The organism is Gordonia sp. IEGM753 (assembly GCF_050321825.1).
Classification (GTDB): domain Bacteria; phylum Pseudomonadota; class Gammaproteobacteria; order Pseudomonadales; family Pseudomonadaceae; genus Aquipseudomonas.
Genome location: NZ_JBNQGB010000002.1, coordinates 159,999 through 179,233, shown reverse-complemented (window position 1 = coordinate 179,233; position 19,235 = coordinate 159,999). Strand labels below are relative to the sequence as shown.

The 19,235-nt window shown below is 59.5% G+C and carries 17 protein-coding genes and 1 riboswitch; of the genes, 5 read left to right on the top strand and 12 right to left on the bottom strand.

The features are described 5' to 3' along the window. Positions 1-9: 9 nt before the first annotated feature. The 6 genes from uca to ACQR3R_RS13685 all read right to left on the bottom strand — a co-directional run bounded on the left by uca (position 10) and on the right by ACQR3R_RS13685 (position 8,066). A complete protein-coding gene (gene uca, locus ACQR3R_RS13710) occupies positions 10-3,654 on the bottom strand; it encodes an urea carboxylase (RefSeq protein WP_428272838.1) in 3,645 nt (1,214 codons plus the stop codon). 325 nt (positions 3,655-3,979) lie between these two features. Continuing rightward, complete coding sequence (locus ACQR3R_RS13705; protein WP_428272837.1) at positions 3,980-4,633, bottom strand: urea amidolyase associated protein UAAP2; 654 nt, start codon at positions 4,631-4,633, stop codon at positions 3,980-3,982. A gap of 10 nt (positions 4,634-4,643) precedes the next feature. Continuing rightward, complete coding sequence (locus ACQR3R_RS13700; RefSeq protein WP_428272836.1) at positions 4,644-5,369, bottom strand: urea amidolyase associated protein UAAP1; 726 nt, start codon at positions 5,367-5,369, stop codon at positions 4,644-4,646. A gap of 12 nt (positions 5,370-5,381) precedes the next feature. Next, entirely contained in the window at positions 5,382-6,170 is a 789-nt protein-coding gene (locus tag ACQR3R_RS13695) for an ATP-binding cassette domain-containing protein (protein ID WP_428272835.1), read from the bottom strand. Further along, on the bottom strand, positions 6,167-6,982 hold the full coding sequence (locus ACQR3R_RS13690; protein ID WP_428272834.1) for an ABC transporter permease subunit: 816 nt from the start codon (positions 6,980-6,982) through the stop codon (positions 6,167-6,169). The genes ACQR3R_RS13695 and ACQR3R_RS13690 overlap by 4 nt, the downstream gene beginning before the upstream one ends. Before the next feature lie 16 nt (positions 6,983-6,998). Continuing rightward, positions 6,999-8,066 (bottom strand): putative urea ABC transporter substrate-binding protein, encoded by a 1,068-nt coding sequence (locus ACQR3R_RS13685; protein ID WP_428272833.1) that lies wholly within the window; start codon positions 8,064-8,066, stop codon positions 6,999-7,001. 61 nt (positions 8,067-8,127) lie between these two features. After that, positions 8,128-8,228, bottom strand: a riboswitch (guanidine-I (ykkC/yxkD leader). A gap of 283 nt (positions 8,229-8,511) precedes the next feature. Between ACQR3R_RS13685 and ACQR3R_RS13680 the strand changes: the two genes are divergently transcribed. Beyond that, positions 8,512-8,799, top strand: a complete 288-nt coding sequence (locus ACQR3R_RS13680; protein ID WP_428272832.1) for a hypothetical protein — start codon at positions 8,512-8,514, stop codon at positions 8,797-8,799. A gap of 211 nt (positions 8,800-9,010) precedes the next feature. Next, positions 9,011-9,472, top strand: coding sequence for a hypothetical protein (locus ACQR3R_RS13675; RefSeq protein ID WP_428272831.1), 462 nt, complete (start codon positions 9,011-9,013; stop codon positions 9,470-9,472). 64 nt (positions 9,473-9,536) lie between these two features. On the opposite strand, the gene ACQR3R_RS13670 is transcribed toward ACQR3R_RS13675, so the two are convergent. Continuing rightward, positions 9,537-10,649 (bottom strand): 3-hydroxyisobutyryl-CoA hydrolase, encoded by a 1,113-nt coding sequence (locus tag ACQR3R_RS13670; protein WP_428272830.1) that lies wholly within the window; start codon positions 10,647-10,649, stop codon positions 9,537-9,539. A gap of 132 nt (positions 10,650-10,781) precedes the next feature. On the opposite strand from ACQR3R_RS13670, the gene ung reads away from it, so the two are divergent. After that, positions 10,782-11,474 carry a uracil-DNA glycosylase gene (gene ung, locus ACQR3R_RS13665; RefSeq protein ID WP_428272829.1) on the top strand — a complete coding sequence of 231 codons (693 nt, stop codon included), beginning with the start codon at positions 10,782-10,784 and terminating at the stop codon, positions 11,472-11,474. A 93-nt stretch (positions 11,475-11,567) separates the two neighbouring features. Here ung and ACQR3R_RS13660 read toward each other — a convergent pair whose 3' ends face one another. Genes ACQR3R_RS13660 through ACQR3R_RS13640 form a run of 5 tightly spaced genes read right to left on the bottom strand, consistent with a single transcriptional unit; the run spans position 11,568 to position 16,936 of the window. Beyond that, entirely contained in the window at positions 11,568-12,599 is a 1,032-nt protein-coding gene (locus tag ACQR3R_RS13660) for an AbrB family transcriptional regulator (protein ID WP_428272828.1), read from the bottom strand. Next, entirely contained in the window at positions 12,592-14,106 is a 1,515-nt protein-coding gene (locus ACQR3R_RS13655) for a tripartite tricarboxylate transporter permease (RefSeq protein WP_428272827.1), read from the bottom strand. Before ACQR3R_RS13655 ends, ACQR3R_RS13660 begins: the two co-directional genes overlap by 8 nt. 1 nt (position 14,107) lies before the next feature. Next, positions 14,108-14,566 (bottom strand): tripartite tricarboxylate transporter TctB family protein, encoded by a 459-nt coding sequence (locus ACQR3R_RS13650; protein ID WP_428272826.1) that lies wholly within the window; start codon positions 14,564-14,566, stop codon positions 14,108-14,110. Positions 14,567-14,626: 60 nt separating this feature from the next. Continuing rightward, positions 14,627-15,604: a tripartite tricarboxylate transporter substrate-binding protein gene (locus tag ACQR3R_RS13645; protein ID WP_428272825.1), complete on the bottom strand. Its 978-nt coding sequence runs from the start codon at positions 15,602-15,604 to the stop codon at positions 14,627-14,629. A 39-nt stretch (positions 15,605-15,643) separates the two neighbouring features. Further along, complete coding sequence (locus ACQR3R_RS13640) at positions 15,644-16,936, bottom strand: OprD family outer membrane porin (protein WP_428272824.1); 1,293 nt, start codon at positions 16,934-16,936, stop codon at positions 15,644-15,646. A 238-nt stretch (positions 16,937-17,174) separates the two neighbouring features. On the opposite strand from ACQR3R_RS13640, the gene ACQR3R_RS13635 reads away from it, so the two are divergent. Then, the gene (locus ACQR3R_RS13635) at positions 17,175-17,846 is read left to right on the top strand and encodes a response regulator (RefSeq protein ID WP_428272823.1); all 672 of its coding nucleotides are present in this window, start codon (positions 17,175-17,177) and stop codon (positions 17,844-17,846) included. Further along, on the top strand, positions 17,839-19,227 hold the full coding sequence (locus ACQR3R_RS13630) for a sensor histidine kinase N-terminal domain-containing protein (protein ID WP_428272822.1): 1,389 nt from the start codon (positions 17,839-17,841) through the stop codon (positions 19,225-19,227). The genes ACQR3R_RS13635 and ACQR3R_RS13630 overlap by 8 nt, the downstream gene beginning before the upstream one ends. Positions 19,228-19,235: the final 8 nt, after the last annotated feature.

The following is a 19,235-nucleotide window of genomic DNA, read 5'->3' as shown; positions in this document are numbered from 1 at the left end:
CAAATGGTTTCAGTCGAGTTCCAGCACCACGACGCGCTGTCCGGCGCGTACCGCCGAACCCGGTTGCACACGAATCTCGCGCACCACGCCGGCCATCGGCGCCAGCAGCGGAATTTCCATCTTCATCGACTCCAGAATCACCAGCGCATCGCCAGCGGCAACCCGGTTACCGACCTGCACCTGAACCTGCCAGAGGTTGCCGGCAATGTGGCTGTCGACACTCATTTCACCGCTGGCGAGCGGTGCGTCTTCGGCTACTTCCGGGACCTGATCTTCGCTGTCGAAATGCGCCTGGCCGCTGGCATTCCAGCGCTCGCGTTCAGCGTTGAAGGCGCTTTTTTGCTGATCGCGAAAGGCCGTGATGGTCTCGGCTTCCTTCGCCAGGAACGCCTGGTAATCCGCGAGGTTCAGTTGGCTGTGCTCGATGTTCAGATCAAAGCGTCCGAGCGGAAAGTCGCGGCGGATGCGCAGCAGTTCCTCGGCGCTCACCGGGTAAAAACGTATCTGATCAAAGAAGCGCAACAACCACGGTTTGCCATCGAACGCTGCCACTTCGCGATAGCGATTCCACATCTGCAACGTGCGCCCAACGAACTGATAACCGCCGGGACCTTCCATGCCATAGACGCACATGTAAGCGCCACCGATGCCCACCGAGTTTTCGGCGGTCCAAGTGCGGGCGGGGTTGTATTTGGTGGTCACCAGCCGATGCCGTGGGTCGAGCGGGGTGGCGACCGGAGCACCCAGGTAGACGTCGCCCAGCCCCATCACCAGGTAGCTGGCGTCGAACACCGTGCGTTGTACTTCATCGAGGTTTGGCAGGTCGTTGATGCGCCGAATGAACTCCAAGTTGCTCGGGCACCACGGTGCATCCTTGCGCACCGTGGTCATGTATTTTTCGATTGCCAACTGACACGCCGGGTCATCCCAGGACAAGGGCAGATGGACGATGCGCGAGGGCACCTCAAGATTTTTGGCGGCGCACACGGCGTCCCATTCACCGGCGACGATACCCAGCAGATCAGCCAGTGGCAGTTGCTCGGGTTGGTAGTGCACCTGCAGCGAGCGGATGCCGGGTGTCAGGTCGATCACACCGAACAGGTGTTTATTTTCCAGCGCCTGCATCAAGGCGTGAGCACGAAAGCGCAAAACCAGATCAAGTTCCGGTGCGCCGATTTCCAGCAGCAGGTGAGTGTCCCCCGACAACCTTGCAACCAGCCGGGTATCGTCCTGACCCAACTCCAAAACAACAGGCGACACAAGCCCCTGCAGGAGCGGGCTTGCTCGTGAAGGCGTGGTTTCAGTCGGTATTGATGTGCCTGACAAACCGCTTTCGCGAGCAAGCTCGCTCCCGCATTGATCCCATTTCAGGGCAAGGTGTCGGGCGGTTTCAACGGACACCGGCGAGAACTGCACCTTATCCCCAGCCTTGAGTTGCCCGAGTTGCCAAAGGTCGGCTTCGATCACCGTCACCGGGCACACAAAGCCGCCGAGGCTTGGGCCATCCGGGCCGAGGATAACCGGCATGTCCCCGGTGAAATCCACCGCGCCAATCGCGTACGGATTGTCATGAATATTGGATGGATGCAGGCCGGCTTCACCGCCGTCGGCGCGTACCCATTCCGGCTTCGGCCCGATCAACCGCACGCCGGTACGGCTGGAATTGAAATGCACTTCCCAATGGGTGTCGAAGAAGGTGCCGATGTAGTTTTCGGTGAAGTATTCCGGTGCGCCATGTGGACCGTAGATCACTCGAATGTGCCGCACGCCAGGCAACGGGGTGACCTGGTTTTCCGCTAGCTGAGCGCCGCTGTTGCGATCGGTCAGTGCCGGTACATGCAACACGTCGCCGCTACGCAATGCGCGGCCGCCATGGCCGCCGAACTGGCCGAGGGTGAAGGTACTTTTGCTGCCCAGGTAATCCGGCACTTGCACACCGCCGCGCAGACTCAGGTAGCTGCGAGCCCCTGCACCGGCAATGGTGCCCAGGCTTAGCGTGGCCCCGGCGCGAATCAGCAGCGCCGTGTTCATCGGGACCGCATCACCGTTGAGCAGCAGCGGAATCACTGCACCGGTGACCGCGACCACAGCCTCGCAATTGAAGCGCAGCAGCGGTCCGCTCATGGTGATTTCCAGCGCAGCGGCGCCTTCTTCGTTACCGAGCAGGCGATTGCCCAAGCGCAGTGCTCGACTGTCCATCGGCCCCGACGGCGGCACACCCACGGCCCAATAGCCGAGGCGCCCAGGGTAGTCCTGCACACTGGTTTGAGTGCCTGCGCTGAGCACCTCGAAGGTGTTCGCTTGATAAACTAGACCTTCCAGGCAACGCGTCCATGGCTGGCCATTGGCGAATGGCGCATCGAGCAACATCTGGCGCAGGTAATCGCGGTTGGTTTCTACGCCGTACAGCAGGCTTTCGCCCAATGCCTGATGCAGGTCGGTGCGTGCTTCTTCACGGGTGGGCGCCCAACTGATGACCTTGGCAATCATCGGGTCGAAGTACGGTGGTATCTCACAACCGGCCTCGACCCAGGTGTCGATGCGCAATTTTTTGCCATCGGCAGCCGGGAAATTCACCGCCGTCAGCAAACCAGGGCTTGGCTGGAAATCACGGCCCGGGTCTTCGGCATATAGCCGTGCCTGGATCGCATGGCCGCAGGCGTGCAAACCTTGGCTCAACTCGCCAAGCGGTGGCAGATCACCGGCCGCCAGTTGCACCATCCAACGCACCAGATCGACACCCCAGACCTGTTCGGTAACGCCGTGCTCCACCTGCAAACGGGTGTTTACTTCCAGAAAGTAGAAGCGCTGATCTTCGCTGTCGAAGACAAACTCTACGGTTCCGGCGCTGCGGTAATTGACGGCTTTCGCCAGTTTGATGGCCGCTGCACATAGCGCGTCGGCCATGCCTTCTGGCAGGTTCGGTGCAGGGGTTTCTTCGAGAACTTTCTGGTTGCGCCGTTGCACCGAGCAATCGCGCACGCCGAGTGCAATCACATCACCCAAGCCGTCGCCGAACACCTGCACTTCCAGGTGACGGGCACGCTGGATGTACTTCTCGATGAACACGCCGGCATCACTGAAATTGTTCTGGCCGAGGCGTTTTACGGCGTCGAACGATTCACTCAACTCGGCAGCGTTGCGGCATACGCGCATGCCGATGCCGCCACCGCCAGCCGTGCTCTTGAGCATCACCGGGTAGCCGACCTGTTCACCCGCCAGCAACGCTGCCTGGAGGCTGTCGAGCAGTTCTGTCCCTTCGAGCATTGGCACGCCGTGTTGCTTGGCCAAGGCACGCGCGGTGTGTTTGATACCAAACACGCGCAATTGCTCTGGGGTCGGGCCGATGAAGGCAATGTCGGCCGCTTCGCAGGCTTCGGCAAACGCGGCGTTTTCTGAAAGGAAGCCGTAGCCAGGATGGATCGCCGTGGCGCCAGTACTTTTAGCGATAGCGAGGATTTTATCCACCGCCAGATAGGTGCCGCCCGCGGCTCCCTCACCGAGGCTGCAGGCTTCATCGGCTTGCAGAATGTGCAGGCTCGCGGCATCAGCTTCGCTGTACACGGCGACGCCTTTTACCTTTAGCTCACGCAGGGTTCGCAGGATGCGGCAGGCGATGGCACCCCGGTTGGCAATCAGGACTTTCTCGAACATGGCATAACCCCCGGAAGCTGATAGCGCATCAGCCTCGACCTGGGATGCGGGCCGTCCCGCAGTTTTTCGAAGTGCATCCGGGCCGTCCCGGATGAAAAAAACTCACGCTTTTTGTGGCGAGGGAGCTTGCTCTCGATCGGCTGCGAAGCAGTCGAAACCCGTCGCTGCGGTGGATCAACTACAGCCGCGTTGCCGGGTTCAGGGCCGCTTCACGACCCATCGCGAGCAGGCTCCCACAGGGTTCAGAGGTGTTTTGGAGGTTTGAGGCACTGCCCGGAACGCGCCTGGCACAGGGCGAACAACCATTTGCGCAGTCGCGCCAGTTTCAGTTCCATACCAATAGCTCCGCAGGCGTTGGGTTGTAGGCGTTGCAGGGATTGTTCAGTTGCGGGCAGTTGGAAATCAGCACGATCACGTCCATTTCGGCCCGCAAGTCGACGTGCTTGCCGGGGGCCGAGATGCCGTCGGCGAAGGTCAGCCCGCCGTCCGCCGTCACCGGCACGTTCATGAAGAAATTGATGTTCGGTCCGATGTCGCTTTTGCCCAGCCGCCCGTCGTGGACGCAGGCGCGCAAGTAGTTGTCGCGGCAACTGTGCATGTAGCGCTTCTCCAACGCGTAGCGCACGGTGTTGCTCTCTTGCGCACAGGCACCGCCGAGCGTGTCGTGACGCCCACAGGTGTCGGCGACGATGGTCAGCATCGGCTTGCCGAGGTTGGAATAGAGCACGCTGCCGGTACCGAGGTAGACGCTGTTCTGGCGACGCAACGTGCGTTGCACGTCGTAGCGCTCCTTGGGATTGGCGACGCTGTAGAACAGAGTGTCGACCGCTTGATTGCCCTCCAGGTCAAGAATACGCAGGGTCTGGCCAGCCTTGACCTCCATCAGCCACGGTTCACCGGCCGGAATGGTGGCACGGTAGACCGCCGTTTCTGGCTGCCTGCTGGTGTTGACTGCGGCGGGTGCGATTGCGAGTGACATGGCAGTTTCCTCAGGCAAACAAACGGTCGGTATTGATGAAGCCACGCTCGTTTTCCGGGCGTGAAGTACGGCAGTGTTCGGCGACGCTGGCGTCGGCGTTCATCCAGCTGAGCTTCAATGGTTTGGGGGCATAGGTTGGCGATGGGTCCATCGGGTGTTGCAGCGCGGTGAGCACCACCAAGGTGTCCATCGGTGCGTAGAGTTCGATGTAGTCACCGGCGTTTGAGTTGCCTTCGACGAAGTGAAAATGCCCGGCCTCATCGACGTTCACGCGGCTGAACAGGTTGAGCGTCATCAGCAGGTCCGAGAGGCCCAAACCCCATTTCCCCAGCTCCACCAACAAGTTGTCGGTGCCATTGCGGAAGAAGCCGTTGCGCAATTCCTGATAGCGGCCGGTGCCGTATTTTTCGGCAACCTCTTCGGCGCAAAGTACGCCGCCGAGGCTATCGCTCCAGCCGCAGGTGTCGGCAGTTATAGCGGCCAATACCCGGCCCATGTCCGAATACAGGCAGTGGCCCGTGGTGAGCTTGGCGGTGTGTTGGCACTTAAGGCTGTCGGGCAGGTTCAGGCGTTCGGTTTTTTCATTGGCGTTGAGCAGTGTCAGGCTAACGTTGGCGCCGCCGCGCAGGTCGGTCAGGCGCAGCAACTGGCCGCGTTTCAGGACGAACGAGCGATGCCCGCCGCCGGGCAATGTTTCTTCGGCGAAGGGCGGGAACAGTTGAGTCGAATCAGTCATTTCAAAATTCCTCTAAGCGATACGAAGCGTGCCTGCCAGCGGTGCCGGCAGGGCGTCGACGGCGGCGCGCTGAACGCGGCGGTCGCTGTTCAAAGGGATGTCGTAAGTGATGCGTGCGCCATAGGCGCCGGGTGCATGCGGGTCTGTGCGAACCTTGTCGAACACCAGCAGGCGCGTGCCGAGGCTGAAGCCTTCGCTCAGGTCATGAGTGACCATGAACACGGTCAGTCGAGTTTCGCGCCACAGTTCCAGCAGCAAGCCGTGCATGTCTTTGCGAATGCCCGGGTCGAGTGCGCCGAACGGTTCGTCGAGTAGCAGCACGCGGGGCTTCATGATCAGTGCCTGGGCAATTGCCAGCCGTTGCTGCATGCCACCGGACAGCTGCGCCGGGTACTTGTCCAGCGAGTGGCTCAGGCCGACTTTGTGCAACAGGTTTGAGGCGAGTTCGCGGGCCTCTTTTTTCGAATTGCCGAACAAGCGCCCCAACAGTGGCGAGCGAGGCAGTTCCAAGCCGAGCGCAACGTTGTCCAGCACGCTCAGGTGCGGGAACACCGAGTAGCGCTGGAATACCACACCACGGCTTGAGTCCGGTTCACCGGCCAACGCTTGGCCATCGAGCAGAATCTCGCCGCGACTGGCGCGCTCCTGGCCGAGCAACAGCCGCAGGAAGGTTGATTTTCCGCACCCGGAAGCACCGACCAAGGTGCAGAACTCACCTTCGTTGACGTTCAGGTTCAGCCCTTCGAGCACCACTTGATCGCCATATTGCTGCCAGACGTTTTTGACGGTGATGAAACTCATGCGCGGGCTCCTTCATACCAGGGGAACGCGCGTTGGGTCAGGCGTTTCAGGCCCCAATCCATTAGCCAGGCGAGCAGGGTGATCCACACCACGTACGGCAAAATCACGTCCATTGCCAAGTAACGACGCACCAGGAAAATCCGGTAGCCGAGGCCGTCAGTCGAGGCGATGGCTTCAGCGGCAATCAGGAACAACCACGCAGAACCGAGCATCAGCCGCAGCGAAATCAGCAAGCGTGGCAGCAGTTGCGGTAGCACCACGCGCAGCATCAATGTCCAGGTGGAGGCGCCGAGTGTTTGCGCCTTGATCAACAACTCGACGGGAATTTCCCGGGCGCGCTGCTCCAGATCACGCGCCAGGCACGGAGTGATACCGATCACGATCAGCATCACTTTAGACAATTCCCCCAGCCCGAAAACGATGAATAGAATCGGCAGGATCGCCAGCGGCGGTACCATCGACAGCACCGTCAGCAGCGGTGACAACGGCGCGCCGAACAGCGGCAAGGTGCCGGCCGCGATGCCCAGGCACAGCCCGGCCAGCGCGCTGATACCGAGGCCGATAGCCAGGCGTTGCAGGCTGGCGGCAGTGTCTTGCCACAGCACGTACTCGCCGGTGCGGGTGTCCGCCACGAAGGCCAGGCGTTTCACCGCATCGGTCATCTGCACCGCGCTCGGCAACAGTTTGTCGTTGGGGTTGTTTGTCAGCCGCTCGGCCGAGCCCATGAAATAGGCGAACAGCACCAGGGCAAATGGCAGGATCACCAGCAACAGGCGACTCGGGCGATCCGGGTGGCGATTGATCAGGCGCATGGCCAGGTCCTCTTGATTACAGCTTGGCGTCGGCGGCCATCTGCACGTAACTCGGGTCGAAGCGCAGCTTGAGGTTGGTTTTGTCGCCGCTGGTCACGCCGTTGGCGAACGCCATGCCCACCGCGCTGGTGTCCTTGGCGCCTTCACCGAGCAAACCGTGCTGGAACGAGAACTCGGCCACTTTGCGCATGGTGTCCGGCAGTTGCTTGCTGGTGGAAAAAGCCAGGGCTTCCTGCGGGGTGGCGAACAATTTGGTGGTGTCGAGTTGCGACTGGAAGCCAGCCAGATCAGTCCCGGAAGCTTTGGCCATGTGTTCTAAAGCGGCTTTGCTGGCAGCGTTTTTCGCGTTTATCAACTCGACCACTTCGAACCAGGCGCCGGTCAACGCTTTGCCTAGGGCCGGGTTGTCTTTGAGGGTGGCGCTGTTGACGACCATCATGTCCATGATTTCGCCGGGGATCTGGCTGGAGTTGAAGACTTCGGTCACGCCAGGCTTGGCCTTGATGTCCGAGAGCATCGGGTTCCAAGTGGTTACGGCTTTGACTTGATCGGTGTTGAAAGCAGCGGATATGTCGGCATCGGACGTGTTCACCACTTTCAGGTCTTTCTCGGTCAGGTCCACCGAGTCCAGCGCGCGGGCCAGCAAGTAGTGCGACACCGACAGTTCCACCAGGTTGACGTCCATGCCTTTCAGGTCGGTGACTTTCTTGCCTTCGCCCTTGAGTACGATGCCGTCGTTGCCGTTGGAAAAGTCGCTGACGATCAGCGCGGTGCTGTCAACGCCACCGGCTGCCGGAATAGTCAGCGCGTCCATGTTGGTCATGGTGCAACCGTCGAATTGGCCAGCGGTGTATTGGTTGATGGATTCGACGTAATCGTTGAGCTGTACCACATCGATTTTGATGCCGTACTTTTTCGCCCATTTGTCGACGATGCCTTGGCTGCACGCATATTCCCAAGGCATCCAACCGGCGTAGATAGTCCAGCAGACGCTGAAGTGGTCTTTTTGCGCTGCCTGGGACGAGAAACTCACGAAAGCTGCGAAAGCAGCAGCGAGCAGGGCGGGTAAACGAAGCTGGGACATGGGTGGTTCTCCAGTTGATCATGGGCGGACAGGAAGGCAACGGCACCGTAAACGGTGGCTTGTCTCCCGGGCTTTTGTCCCGCCGTGTAACCTCAACTGGAGGTCGCCAACTCTCGGACCAGTCACTCGTATCAGCGAGTCGGAACCCTAGTCAGCCATTGCAAATTGTGGTGCCGCGAACCTGTGTTGACTCCTGCACAGGTTTGCTAAAGCGAGAGACGTGCCAAGTTGGCTTGAGCCTTCTAGCGTGGGCGATTGCGTATTTTTCGCGCTCGGTCAGAACCTTGGCGATGCCTGTTGATGGTGCGTGCCTGCACCGAAATGGGACGTGCCGGCCGCTGATCTGAAGGTTGGCGTGCTATCGCACTTGATCGGAATTTTACAGTCAAAGCATAGGTAAGCCGGCCTGTGCCGACTGCCGCCGTTGGTCTTCCAGGAGGCCGCCATGTTCCTTCGAAAAACGCTTGTACGATGCCTGCTTAGTGCATCGATCGGTTTGGGGTTGTCTGCTTGCTATTACTACCCGGCGCCCGCCGCGGTTTATACCTCTCCTTACTACTCACCCGGCTATTACTCGCCTTATTACTACGGTGGTTATTACTCGCCCTGGTATTTTGGCGGCTACTACGGGCCTCGTTATTACGGCCCTCGTTACTACGGCGGTTATCACGCCTATTACAACGGTGGTTATGGCGGCCGGTATTACCGTGGCGGGTATCACGGCCACCATTAACAGGTGCATGAAAGCGGCGGCGCATCTGCAACTGGGTGCGCCGCTTTTTTATGGGATTGATGAAAAACCTTTCATCGGGCAGATGTTTCAACTTGTTGCAGCGGCGCACCAGATTCCGAAATCGAGGTCTTATCTTTCGACAGCCACTCAATAATTGACTGTTGCCTGCCAGCGTCGCTGGTGTGGCTCACTCGCGGTCCAGGAGGCCGCCATGCTCTGTCGAAAACAGCTCCGCCAAATTCTTCTGCTTGCTGTATTGGGATTATCCCTGGGCGCTTGCGTGCCCTATTCCGATGGAGGAGCCAGTTACTACAGTTCTGAGGTCTATACCTCGCCGGCGCCTGCCTATTACGCCGGCGGCGCACGCTACTACTCAGGTGGCGGCGGTTATTATTCGCCGCCGGCGCGTTACTACGCACCACCAGCGCGGTACTACCAGCCTACTCCGCGCTACTACCCGCAGCCGCGCATTTATCAATCGGCCCCGCGTTATTACCAACCGGCGCCTCGAGCCGATTACAGGGCTTATCAAAACCATGGCTGGGACGGCCGTAACCGTGGCAACTGGAACAACGACAATCGCGGTGGCAGTGGCGGCCACAATAATAATTACGGTGGGCGCGGCGATCATAACGGGCGGGGCGATCATGGTGATCGGGGCGGTCGCCGCTAACGTTTTACTAAAAACCGGTCATAAAAAAGCGGCGCATGAAGCGCCGCTTTTTTATGCCTGAAATTCAATACTCCGGCAAATCCGCCAATGGATGCCGACCTTCCCACACCTTATGAAAATGCGCTTCAACCACTGCGTCCGGCACATTGTTGATGTCGGGCCAATGCCAGTGCGGCTTCTGATCCTTGTCGATCAACCGCGCCCGCACACCTTCGCTGAACTCCGGGTGACGGCAGCAGTTAAGGCTGAGCGTGTATTCCATCTGGAACACTTGCGCCAATGACAAATGCCTGGCGCGAGCGATTTGCTCCCAGACCAAGTGAGCAGTCAACGGTGAGCCTGCGATCATGGTTTTGGCGGCGCGACTGAGCAGTGAGTCAGTGCTGTGATCTAACTGGCTGATGGCCTTCCAGGCGCAACGCACGTCACTCACATCCAGCAACTCGTCGATTTGCTGGCGTCGTGGCAACCATTGAGCGTCGGGCATTTGCGCAATGGCCTCGCGCTGCAAGGCTTTGAGCAAGCTGTTGAGCTGCATCGGTGTTTGTTCTTGCCAGTTCAACTGCAGCAAGCCTTGAATCAACTCATCTTGCTGATCATCCAGCAGGAAGCGGTCGGCGAGGTCCAGGTCTATGGCATCACGGCCGTTCATGTGCGCACCGGTCAGCCCCAGAAACAAGCCGAGCTTGCCGGGCAGGCGCGAGAGGAACCAACTGGCGCCGACGTCCGGGTACAAACCGATGCTGATTTCCGGCATCGCCAATCGACTGCTCGGCGTGACAATCCGGATACTCGCCCCTTGCAGCAGGCCCATGCCGCCGCCGAGTACGTAACCATGGCCCCAGCAGATCAACGGTTTCGGGTAAGTGTGCAGGTTGAAGTCGAGGTGATATTCCGCCGCAAAAAACTGTGCTGCCAAGGGAGGGACTTCGCCGGGATGCGCGCGACAGGCTTCTACAAGGCTGCGTACCTCGCCACCGGCGCAGAACGCTTTGGCACCGTTGCCACGCAGCAGCACGCAGACAATTTGTGGGTCGTTGGCCCAGGCGTCCAGTTGATCGCGCAGGGCGTTGATCATCGGCAAGGACAGGGCATTAAGCGACTTTTCGGCATCCAGGCTGGCGATGCCCAAGCGTGCACCGTCGGTGCCGGTCAGTTCTTCGAAGTGCAAATTCATCGTGACCTCGATCGTGAAATTGAGCGTTCAGTATGATCGCAGTGTAGGAAAGTGCCGGATCTGCGTCAGATCAATTGACAAGCATGCCTAGCTTTCCTAGGGTTCGCCCCATTGTTTTTACCGGATGTAACCATGACTGCTGACGACCGTATCAAACTCGAACCGAGCTGGAAGGAAGCACTACGTGCCGAGTTCGACCAGCCTTACATGACAGAGTTGCGCAATTTCCTGCAACAGGAACGCGCTGCGGGCAAGGAGATCTATCCGCCGGGACCGATGATTTTCAACGCGCTCAATTCCACGCCGCTGGACCAGGTCAAGGTCGTCATCCTTGGTCAGGATCCTTATCACGGCCCGGGCCAGGCGCATGGCTTGTGCTTCTCGGTACAACCGGGCGTGCCGACACCGCCGTCGCTGGTGAACATCTATAAAGAGTTGAAACGCGACCTGAACATCGATATTCCAAGCCACGGCTGCCTGCAGAGCTGGGCAGATCAGGGCGTGCTGATGATCAACACCACCATGACGGTTGAGCGCGCCAATGCCAATGCGCACAAGGACAAGGGCTGGCAGTTTTTCACGGACCGGATCATTGAAGTGGTCAGCCAGCATCAGCCGCATCTGGTGTTCATGCTGTGGGGCGCGCATGCCCAGAGCAAGCAGAAACTGATCGATGCAACCAAACATCTGGTGTTGACGTCGGTGCATCCGTCGCCATTGTCCGCTTATCGAGGTTTTCTAGGCTGCGGGCATTTCAGCCGCACCAACAAGTTTCTTGAGCAAAATGGTGAAACGCCGATCGAGTGGCGATTGCCGCCGGTTTGAAAAGCATCGCCAGCAGGCAGGCTCCCACCTCGGTTTTGCGGTGTCACAAAACCTATGGGAGCCAGCCTGCTGGCGATGGATTCAACTCGGTCTTTACTCTGGACTACGGTCCCAATACTTGAACAGCGGCTCCGCCAGAAACAATACAAACAACAGCCGCATCACCTGCATCGCCGTGACCAGTGGCACCGATAATTGCAGGGTTTCTGCCGTCAGGCTCATCTCTGCAATCCCACCGGGCATCATGCCCAGTGTCAGCGACCGCAAATCAAGATGTGTCAGCGCACTCAAGCCCAATGCGGCAGCGGTTGCGATCAGCATGGTCAGCACGGTGCCGATCAACGTACGGCCCATGAAGGACGGCGCACGCCGAAAGAATTGCCGATTGAAGTGACAGCCCAAACCGCTGCCGATCAGCCATTGACCAATCTGACTGCCACCGTTCGGCAAACCGATGTGCAGATCCCAACCGATGCTGACCGCGGCGCTTATCAGCAAGGGACCGAAAAGCCATGGGTTGGGTTGACGAAGGCGCTCCCAAAGCCAGGCCACCAAAGCGCCCGCCGGGAATAACAAGGCCAGCAACCACCCATTGACGGCGGTTGGATGCGCGATGGGCGCGCCGTCGCCCAGTAAATATTTGAAGGCTGCCGGTACGCAAAGCACCACCACCAGCACCCGTAAACTCTGCCCTGCGGCTACGCGACTGAGCACCGCGCCGTTGCGAGCGCCGAGGTTGACCATTTCACCGGAGCCGCCGGGCATGCTGGAAAAAAATGCGGTGGCTCGGTCTTCACCGGTACGGCGCATCAACCACACGCCGACTATTGCGGAGAGGCTGGTGACCAACGCGCCGAAGAAGATCAGGCCGAAGTGGCTCAGCACCTGCTCCATCACCACGGGGGTGAAGTGCAAGCCGATGCCAATACCGACGATCCACTGGCCGCACTTGCGGCCGCCAGGGATTTCCGCCAATTGCCAGGGTGTGAGGCAGCGCACCAGGATGATCGCCAGCAACGAGCCGACCATCCATGGCAGCGGCCAGCCGATCTGGCTGGCGAGGTAACCGCCCAGCAGACCGACCAGCGGGGTTCCCCACCAGGTTTTGAAGGGCCTATCAGACATCGGCGATAGCACGCCGGGCGACCGAACGCTTGCGCCAGATCCGCAGGATAGGCATCAGCAGCATGATCGCGGTCAGTACCCATACGCCGAAGGTGATCGGGCTGGACCAGAGGATTTCCAGTGCACCATTGGAAATCGACAGCGCGCGGCGCAGGTTTTGCTCCATCAAGCCTCCGAGAATGAACCCGAGCAGTACCGGCGACAACGGGAAGTCCAGCTTGCGCAGGATGTAGCCGAAGATACCAATGCCGATCATCAGGAACAGGTCGAAAGTGGTGGCGTGCACCGCGTAGACACCAATCCCGGTGATGATGGCGATCACCGGCACCAACGCCCAGTTAGGCACGGCCAGGATGCGGGTGAAGATGCGGATCATCGGGATGTTGAGGATCACCAGCATGACGTTGGCAATGAACAACGAGGCGATCAGTCCCCAAACGATGTCGGGTTGCTGCTGGAACAGCAGTGGGCCCGGCGTAATGTTGTACAGCGACAACGCGCCGATCATCACCGCCGTGGTGCCCGAACCCGGAACGCCGAGTGTCAGCATGGGAACCAGTGCGCCACACGCTGCGCCGCCAATCGCGGTTTCTGGTGCTGCGAGACCACGCATGTCGCCTTGGCCGAAAGTACCCTTGGCGCCAGCGATACGCTTCTCGGTCATGTAGGCCACGGCACTGGCCAGCGTCGCGCCGGCACCCGGCAACACGCCCATGATGAAGCCCAGCACACCGCAACGCACGTTCACGGCGAACACCGCCGATGCTTCCTTGAAGTTGAACATCATGCGGCCGGTGGCTTTCACCGCTTCCTGGCCGCGGTGGGTTTTTTCCAGCAACAGCAGGATTTCGCTGATCGAGAACAGCCCCAACACCAGCACGACAAATTGGATGCCGTCAGTCAGGTGGATGTTGTCCCCGGTGAATCGGTAAACGCCACTGTTGGCGTCGATCCCAACCGTGGAAAGGAACAGACCGATCAGTGCGGCGATAAACGTCTTCAGCGGACGGTCACCCGCCATGCCGCCCAGGCAGACAATCGCGAAGACCATCAGCACGAAGTACTCCGCCGGTCCGAAAGCAATTGCCCACTTCGCCAGCAGCGGGGCGAACAGCACCATGCCGCAAGTCGCGATGAAAGCACCGATGAACGAACTCCACGCGGACAGCGACAGCGCTACACCCGCCAGGCCTTTGCGCGCCATCGGATAACCGTCGAGAGTGGTCATGACGGTGGACGCTTCACCTGGAATGTTCAGCAGGATCGAGCTGATCCGGCCGCCGTATTCGCAACCCAGGTACACGGCTGCCAACAGGATCAATGCCGATTCCGGCGGCAAACCGAGCGCGAACGCGATCGGTATCAACAATGCCACGCCGTTGATGGGGCCCAGGCCCGGCAACAATCCGACCACGGTGCCGATCAGGGTGCCGCAGAGCGCGGTCACCAGGTTGTAAGGGGTCAGCGCGACGCCGAAACCCTGACCCAAATAGCCAAGCGTATCCATATCAGTTCTCCAGAACGTCGAGCAGGCCCAGCGGCAGTGGCACGTCCATCACCTTGTCGAACAGCAGGTAGAGGCCAATGCTCATCAGCGTGGTGACAATGATGCTGGGCACCCAGCGTCCGCCGTACAGGCGTGCCATCGGGATACCGATCAAGATGCTGCTGAGGATGAAACCAAGCGGCTCGAACATGCCGGCAAACATCAGCAACAGCACGATGCAGGCGCCAATTTTGCTCAGGGTTTCACGGTCGAGTTGCGGCTCGTCTTCGCTGTGCACAATCGGCGTGGGGCGAAACAGCATGTAAAGCAGCCCCAGTCCCATCAGCCCGATCATCAACAAAGGGAAGGCCCGAGGCCCGACCGGTTCATAAGAAAAAGCGGCCTGATACGGCCAGGCCATCAGCGCCAGGCCGACACAGGCCAGCAACAGCACCGAAGCAAAAATGCGTTGTAAGAGCATGACAAACTCCTGGGCGGCGCCCTTGATGCGCAGGGACGCCACCGTGAGAACAGCGGCGGTTTACTGAATCAAGCCGAACTCTTTGGCCAGCACTTTGTAATCGGCCACCTGTTTTTTGACGTAGGTGTCCAGTTCCGGGCCGGTCATGGCGAACGGAAACAGTTCACGCTGATCACGAAGTTTGGCGAAGTCTTGCGACGCCAGCAGTTTGTCAAAGGCGTCTTTCCACCAGGCGTAGTCTTCATCGCTGACCTTTGGCCCGAGATAGAAGCCGCGAACCACTGGCCAGACGATGTCGTAGCCTTGCTCCTTGGCGGTTGGAATGTCTTTCATCTCTGGCTCGTCCAGACGCTTTTCGGAGAACACCGCCAGCAAGCGCATATCACCACTTTGAATGTGTGGCATGGAGTCGGAGATGTCCGTGCTGCCGACCTGGATGTGACCGCCGAGCAGGGCCGTGGCGATCTCGCCGCCGCCTTCAAGGGCTACGTAACGCAGGTCGCGCGGGTTGATCCCGGCTGCCTTGGCAATCAACGCGGTTTGCATCCAGTCCTGGCTGCCAACGGTGCCGCCGGAACCAATCACCACTTTGCTCGGGTCTTTTTTCAACGCCTGAACCAGATCGTCCAGGGTTTTGTACGGTGAATCACTTTTCACTGCGATGGCACCGTAACTGGTGCCGACGGCTGCGAGCCAGCGGACGTTGGTTTCATCGAAACGGCCAAACTTGCCTTGAGCCAGGTTCAGCAGCGAACCGCTGGACCAAGCGACCAGTGTGCCGGCGTCTGCCGGGCGCTGAGCGACGACCGCGTTATACGCCACCGCGCCGACACCGCCGGGCATGTAGGTGACGCGCATCGGCTTGCTCAGCAGTTTTTCGTTCACCAATGCGCTTTGCACCAGTTTACAAGTCAGGTCAAAACCGCCACCGGGTGAGGCCGGGGCAATGCATTCCGGGCGTCTTGGCTCGGCCATCAGTTGGCCGGCGAACATGAGGCAGCTGGCGGCGAGAGCAACTTTACGCAGTGATAAGTTCATCTATGTCTCCTTAGGAATTGTTGTTATGGACGTATTGAATTACCAAAGGGCAACGCTATAGCTCACCAGCAGACGCACTTCATCGGCATCGCGAGCAGAGTAGTTGGAACGGTAGGTGGCGTTACGCAGGCGTACGGCGACGTCTTTCAGGGCGCCGCTTTGTACTACGTATTTGATCTCGGTGTTGCGCTCCCATTCCTTGCCTTCGTCGCCATTCTTGAGCTTGATGTTATCGCCGCTCAGGTAGCGGCTCATGAAGCTCAGGCCCGGCACGCCGAGTTTGGCGAAATCAAAGTCGTAGCGTGCTTGCCAGGAGCGTTCTTCGGCGCCGGCAAAGTCGTTGATCTGCACGAAGTTGACGAGATATGGATCGCTGCCGTCGACATAGGGGAAAGCGCTGTCGCCAGACATGTGCTGATAACCGGCGCTGAATTTATGGCCGCTGATGGCGTAGCTCACCAAACCGTTCAGGGATTTGTTGTCGATCTTGCCGCCACGGGCCGCACCTTGGTCATCACTGATGGCCAGACGCAGGTCCGTGCCCACAGTACCAGGGCCAAATTTTTGCGAAGCCACCATGCCCAGGAAGTGCTGGTTGTAGACCTCGTCGAGTTGCGCGAAGTGATAGCTGCCGGTGATTTTGTCGGTGAACTTGTAGTCCAGGCCGCCAAAGTCGAAGTGCTTGCCAGCGGCAGTGCCGGCGAAGCGGCTGTTCTTGTTATTGAGGGCGATGTCCTCAAAATCCGTGCTGTCGCGGTCCTTGGCTTTTTCCAGGCGACCACCGGTGAAGGTCAGGTTCTTTATTTCCTTGGAGGTCAGCAAGCCACCTTCAAACGTCTGCGGCAGGATGCGTCCGTCGTTGGGCTTGAGGATCGGCAGCTCCGGAATCAGGCTGCCGATTTTCAGTTCGGTTGCAGAGATTTTTACTTTACCGGTCAGGCCCAGTTTGGAGTACTCATTCGCGGCGCGGCCGTCGTCGTGCGTCGGCAGCAGACCGGTGCCAGTGCGGTCCGGGCTTGAATCGAGCTTGACCCCCAACATGCCTAGCGCATCGACACCGAAGCCGACGGTGCCGTCGGTGTAACCCGATTGCAGATTGAGCATGAACCCCTGGGCCCATTCGTCACGCTTGGATTGCTGGGCGCTGGTACCGTCGCGGAAGTCGCGGTTGAAGTACATGTTGCGGGTGTCGAGGGTTGCCGTACTGTCTTCAAAAAAAGCAGCCTGGCTTAACGGCGAAAACCCTGCGAGAGCGGCTGCACTGGCAAGGGCGGTGTGACTGAGGCGGGAAAAGCGAGCAGGCGGGCAAGCCTGAGGCTGCGTAGACAGCATCGTGATACTCCGTTTTATTGTTCTTATTTGGCGAAAACGCATCGAGGCGTTTTTCGTATTCGCTAAGGTTGTTAGCAACGGCGTGTCGAAACGGTCCGTAGACCGGACTCTAACCGTCCAACCTTTCGCTAACCTTTCAGAAGGCTTTTCACGGTTTTCGGGCTTCACAGCGGCGGATGCGGCTGTAAACTCCGCGCCAAAGAATGGCGTCGACCATCCCTTAACGAGGTAAAAACCCATGCGAGTTCTGCTCGTCGAAGATCATCTGCAGCTGGCCGAAAGCGTCGCCCAGGCGCTCAAGAGCACCGGGCTGACGGTGGACGTGCTGCACGATGGCGTCGCCGCTGACCTGGCATTGAGCAGCGAGGAATACGCCGTCGTCATTCTGGATGTGGGGCTGCCGCGCATGGATGGCTTTGAAGTACTGGCACGCCTGCGTGCGCGCGGCAAGAACCTGCCGGTGCTGATGCTGACTGCGCGCAGCGACGTCAAGGACCGGGTGCATGGGCTGAACCTGGGCGCCGACGATTACCTGGCTAAACCCTTCGAGCTGACCGAACTCGAAGCCCGGGTCAAAGCGTTGTTGCGCCGCAGTGTACTGGGCGGCGAACGCCAGCAACGCTGCGGCGTTTTGGCGTATGACCTGGATACACGGCGCTTCACGCTGGGTGAAGAGTTATTGACCCTGACCTCGCGCGAACAAGCGGTGCTCGAAGCGTTGATCGCTCGTCCCGGCCGGGTGATGAGCAAAGAGCAACTGGCTTCCCAAGTGTTCGGTCTGGACGAAGAGGCCAGTCCCGACGCTATCGAAATCTATGTGCACCGCTTGCGCAAAAAACTTGATGGCCATCCTGTGGCCATTGTGACCTTCCGTGGCCTCGGCTATTTGCTGGAAAGCCGTGATGCATAAGCCCAGCAGCCTGCGCTGGCGGTTGCTGTGGAACCTCGCGTTATTGTTGGTGGTGTTGATGTTGGCCAGTGGCTTGAGTGCTTACTGGAACGGGCGCGAGGCCGCCGACACCGCATACGACCGGACCTTGCTGGCCTCGGCGCGGACCATCGCAGCCGGCCTCTCCCAACGCGATGGCGGCCTCAGTGCCGACGTTCCTTACGTAGCCCTCGATACGTTCGCCTATGACAGTGCAGGGCGCATCTATTACCAGGTCAACGACATTCATCAGAAGTTGATTTCCGGTTACGAAAATCTGCCAGGACCGCCGCCCGGCACGCCTCGCACCGACGATTATCCGGCGCTGGCGCGTTTTTACAACGCGGTATACCTAGGGCAGAACGTTCGGGTTGTCAGCCTGCTCAAACCGGTGATCGAGCCGAACATGAACGGCATGGCGGAAATCCGTGTTGCCGAAACTGACGAGGCTCGGGTGCGCATGGCGCGCAGCCTGATGGCGGATACCTTGCTGCGTTTGGGCATGTTGGCGATCGGTGCATTGTTGTTGGTGTGGTTTGCGGTCAGTGCGGCATTGCGTCCACTGGAACGCCTGCGCAATGCCGTGGAAGAACGTCAATCAGACGACCTGCGGCCGTTGCCGCTGGTAGAAGTGCAGCACGAATTAGGGCCTCTGGTTCGGGCGCTGAATCACTTTACCGAGCGATTACGCGGGCAGTTCGAGCGCCAGGCGCAGTTTATTGCCGATGCCGCTCACGAGTTGCGCACACCCTTGGCGGCGCTTAAAGCACGGCTCGAACTGGGCATGCGCTCAAGCGAGCCCGATATCTGGCGCAGTACGCTTGAAACGGCTGCCCAAGGCACGGATCGCTTGACTCACCTGGCCAATCAGCTGTTATCGCTGGCGAGGGTTGAAAACGGCGCACGGGCAATTGCCGAGGGCGGTGCACAACTGCTGGACCTCAGCCAGTTGGCCCGGGAATTGGGCATGGCCATGGCGCCGCTGGCCCACGCGCGCGGTGTGGCGTTAGCGCTTGAAGCGGACGAACCGGTGTGGTTACGCGGTGAGCCAACGCTGTTGAATGAGCTGCTGAGCAATCTTGTGGACAACGCGCTGGCTCATACACCGTCGGGCGGCAATGTGATCCTGCGTGTGACAGCGCCGGGCGTGCTGGAAGTCGAGGATGATGGCCCAGGCATTCCGCATGAAGAGCGAGATCGGGTGTTCGAACGTTTTTACCGGCGTAATCAGCAAGTGGCCGGTTCGGGTTTGGGCTTGGCGATTGTCGGCGAGATTTGCCGGGCGCACTTGGCACAGATCAGCCTGCACGACGGTGAGCAGGCCGGATTGATGGTGCGGGTGAGCTTTATTACCGGAGATTGAGCCAGGTT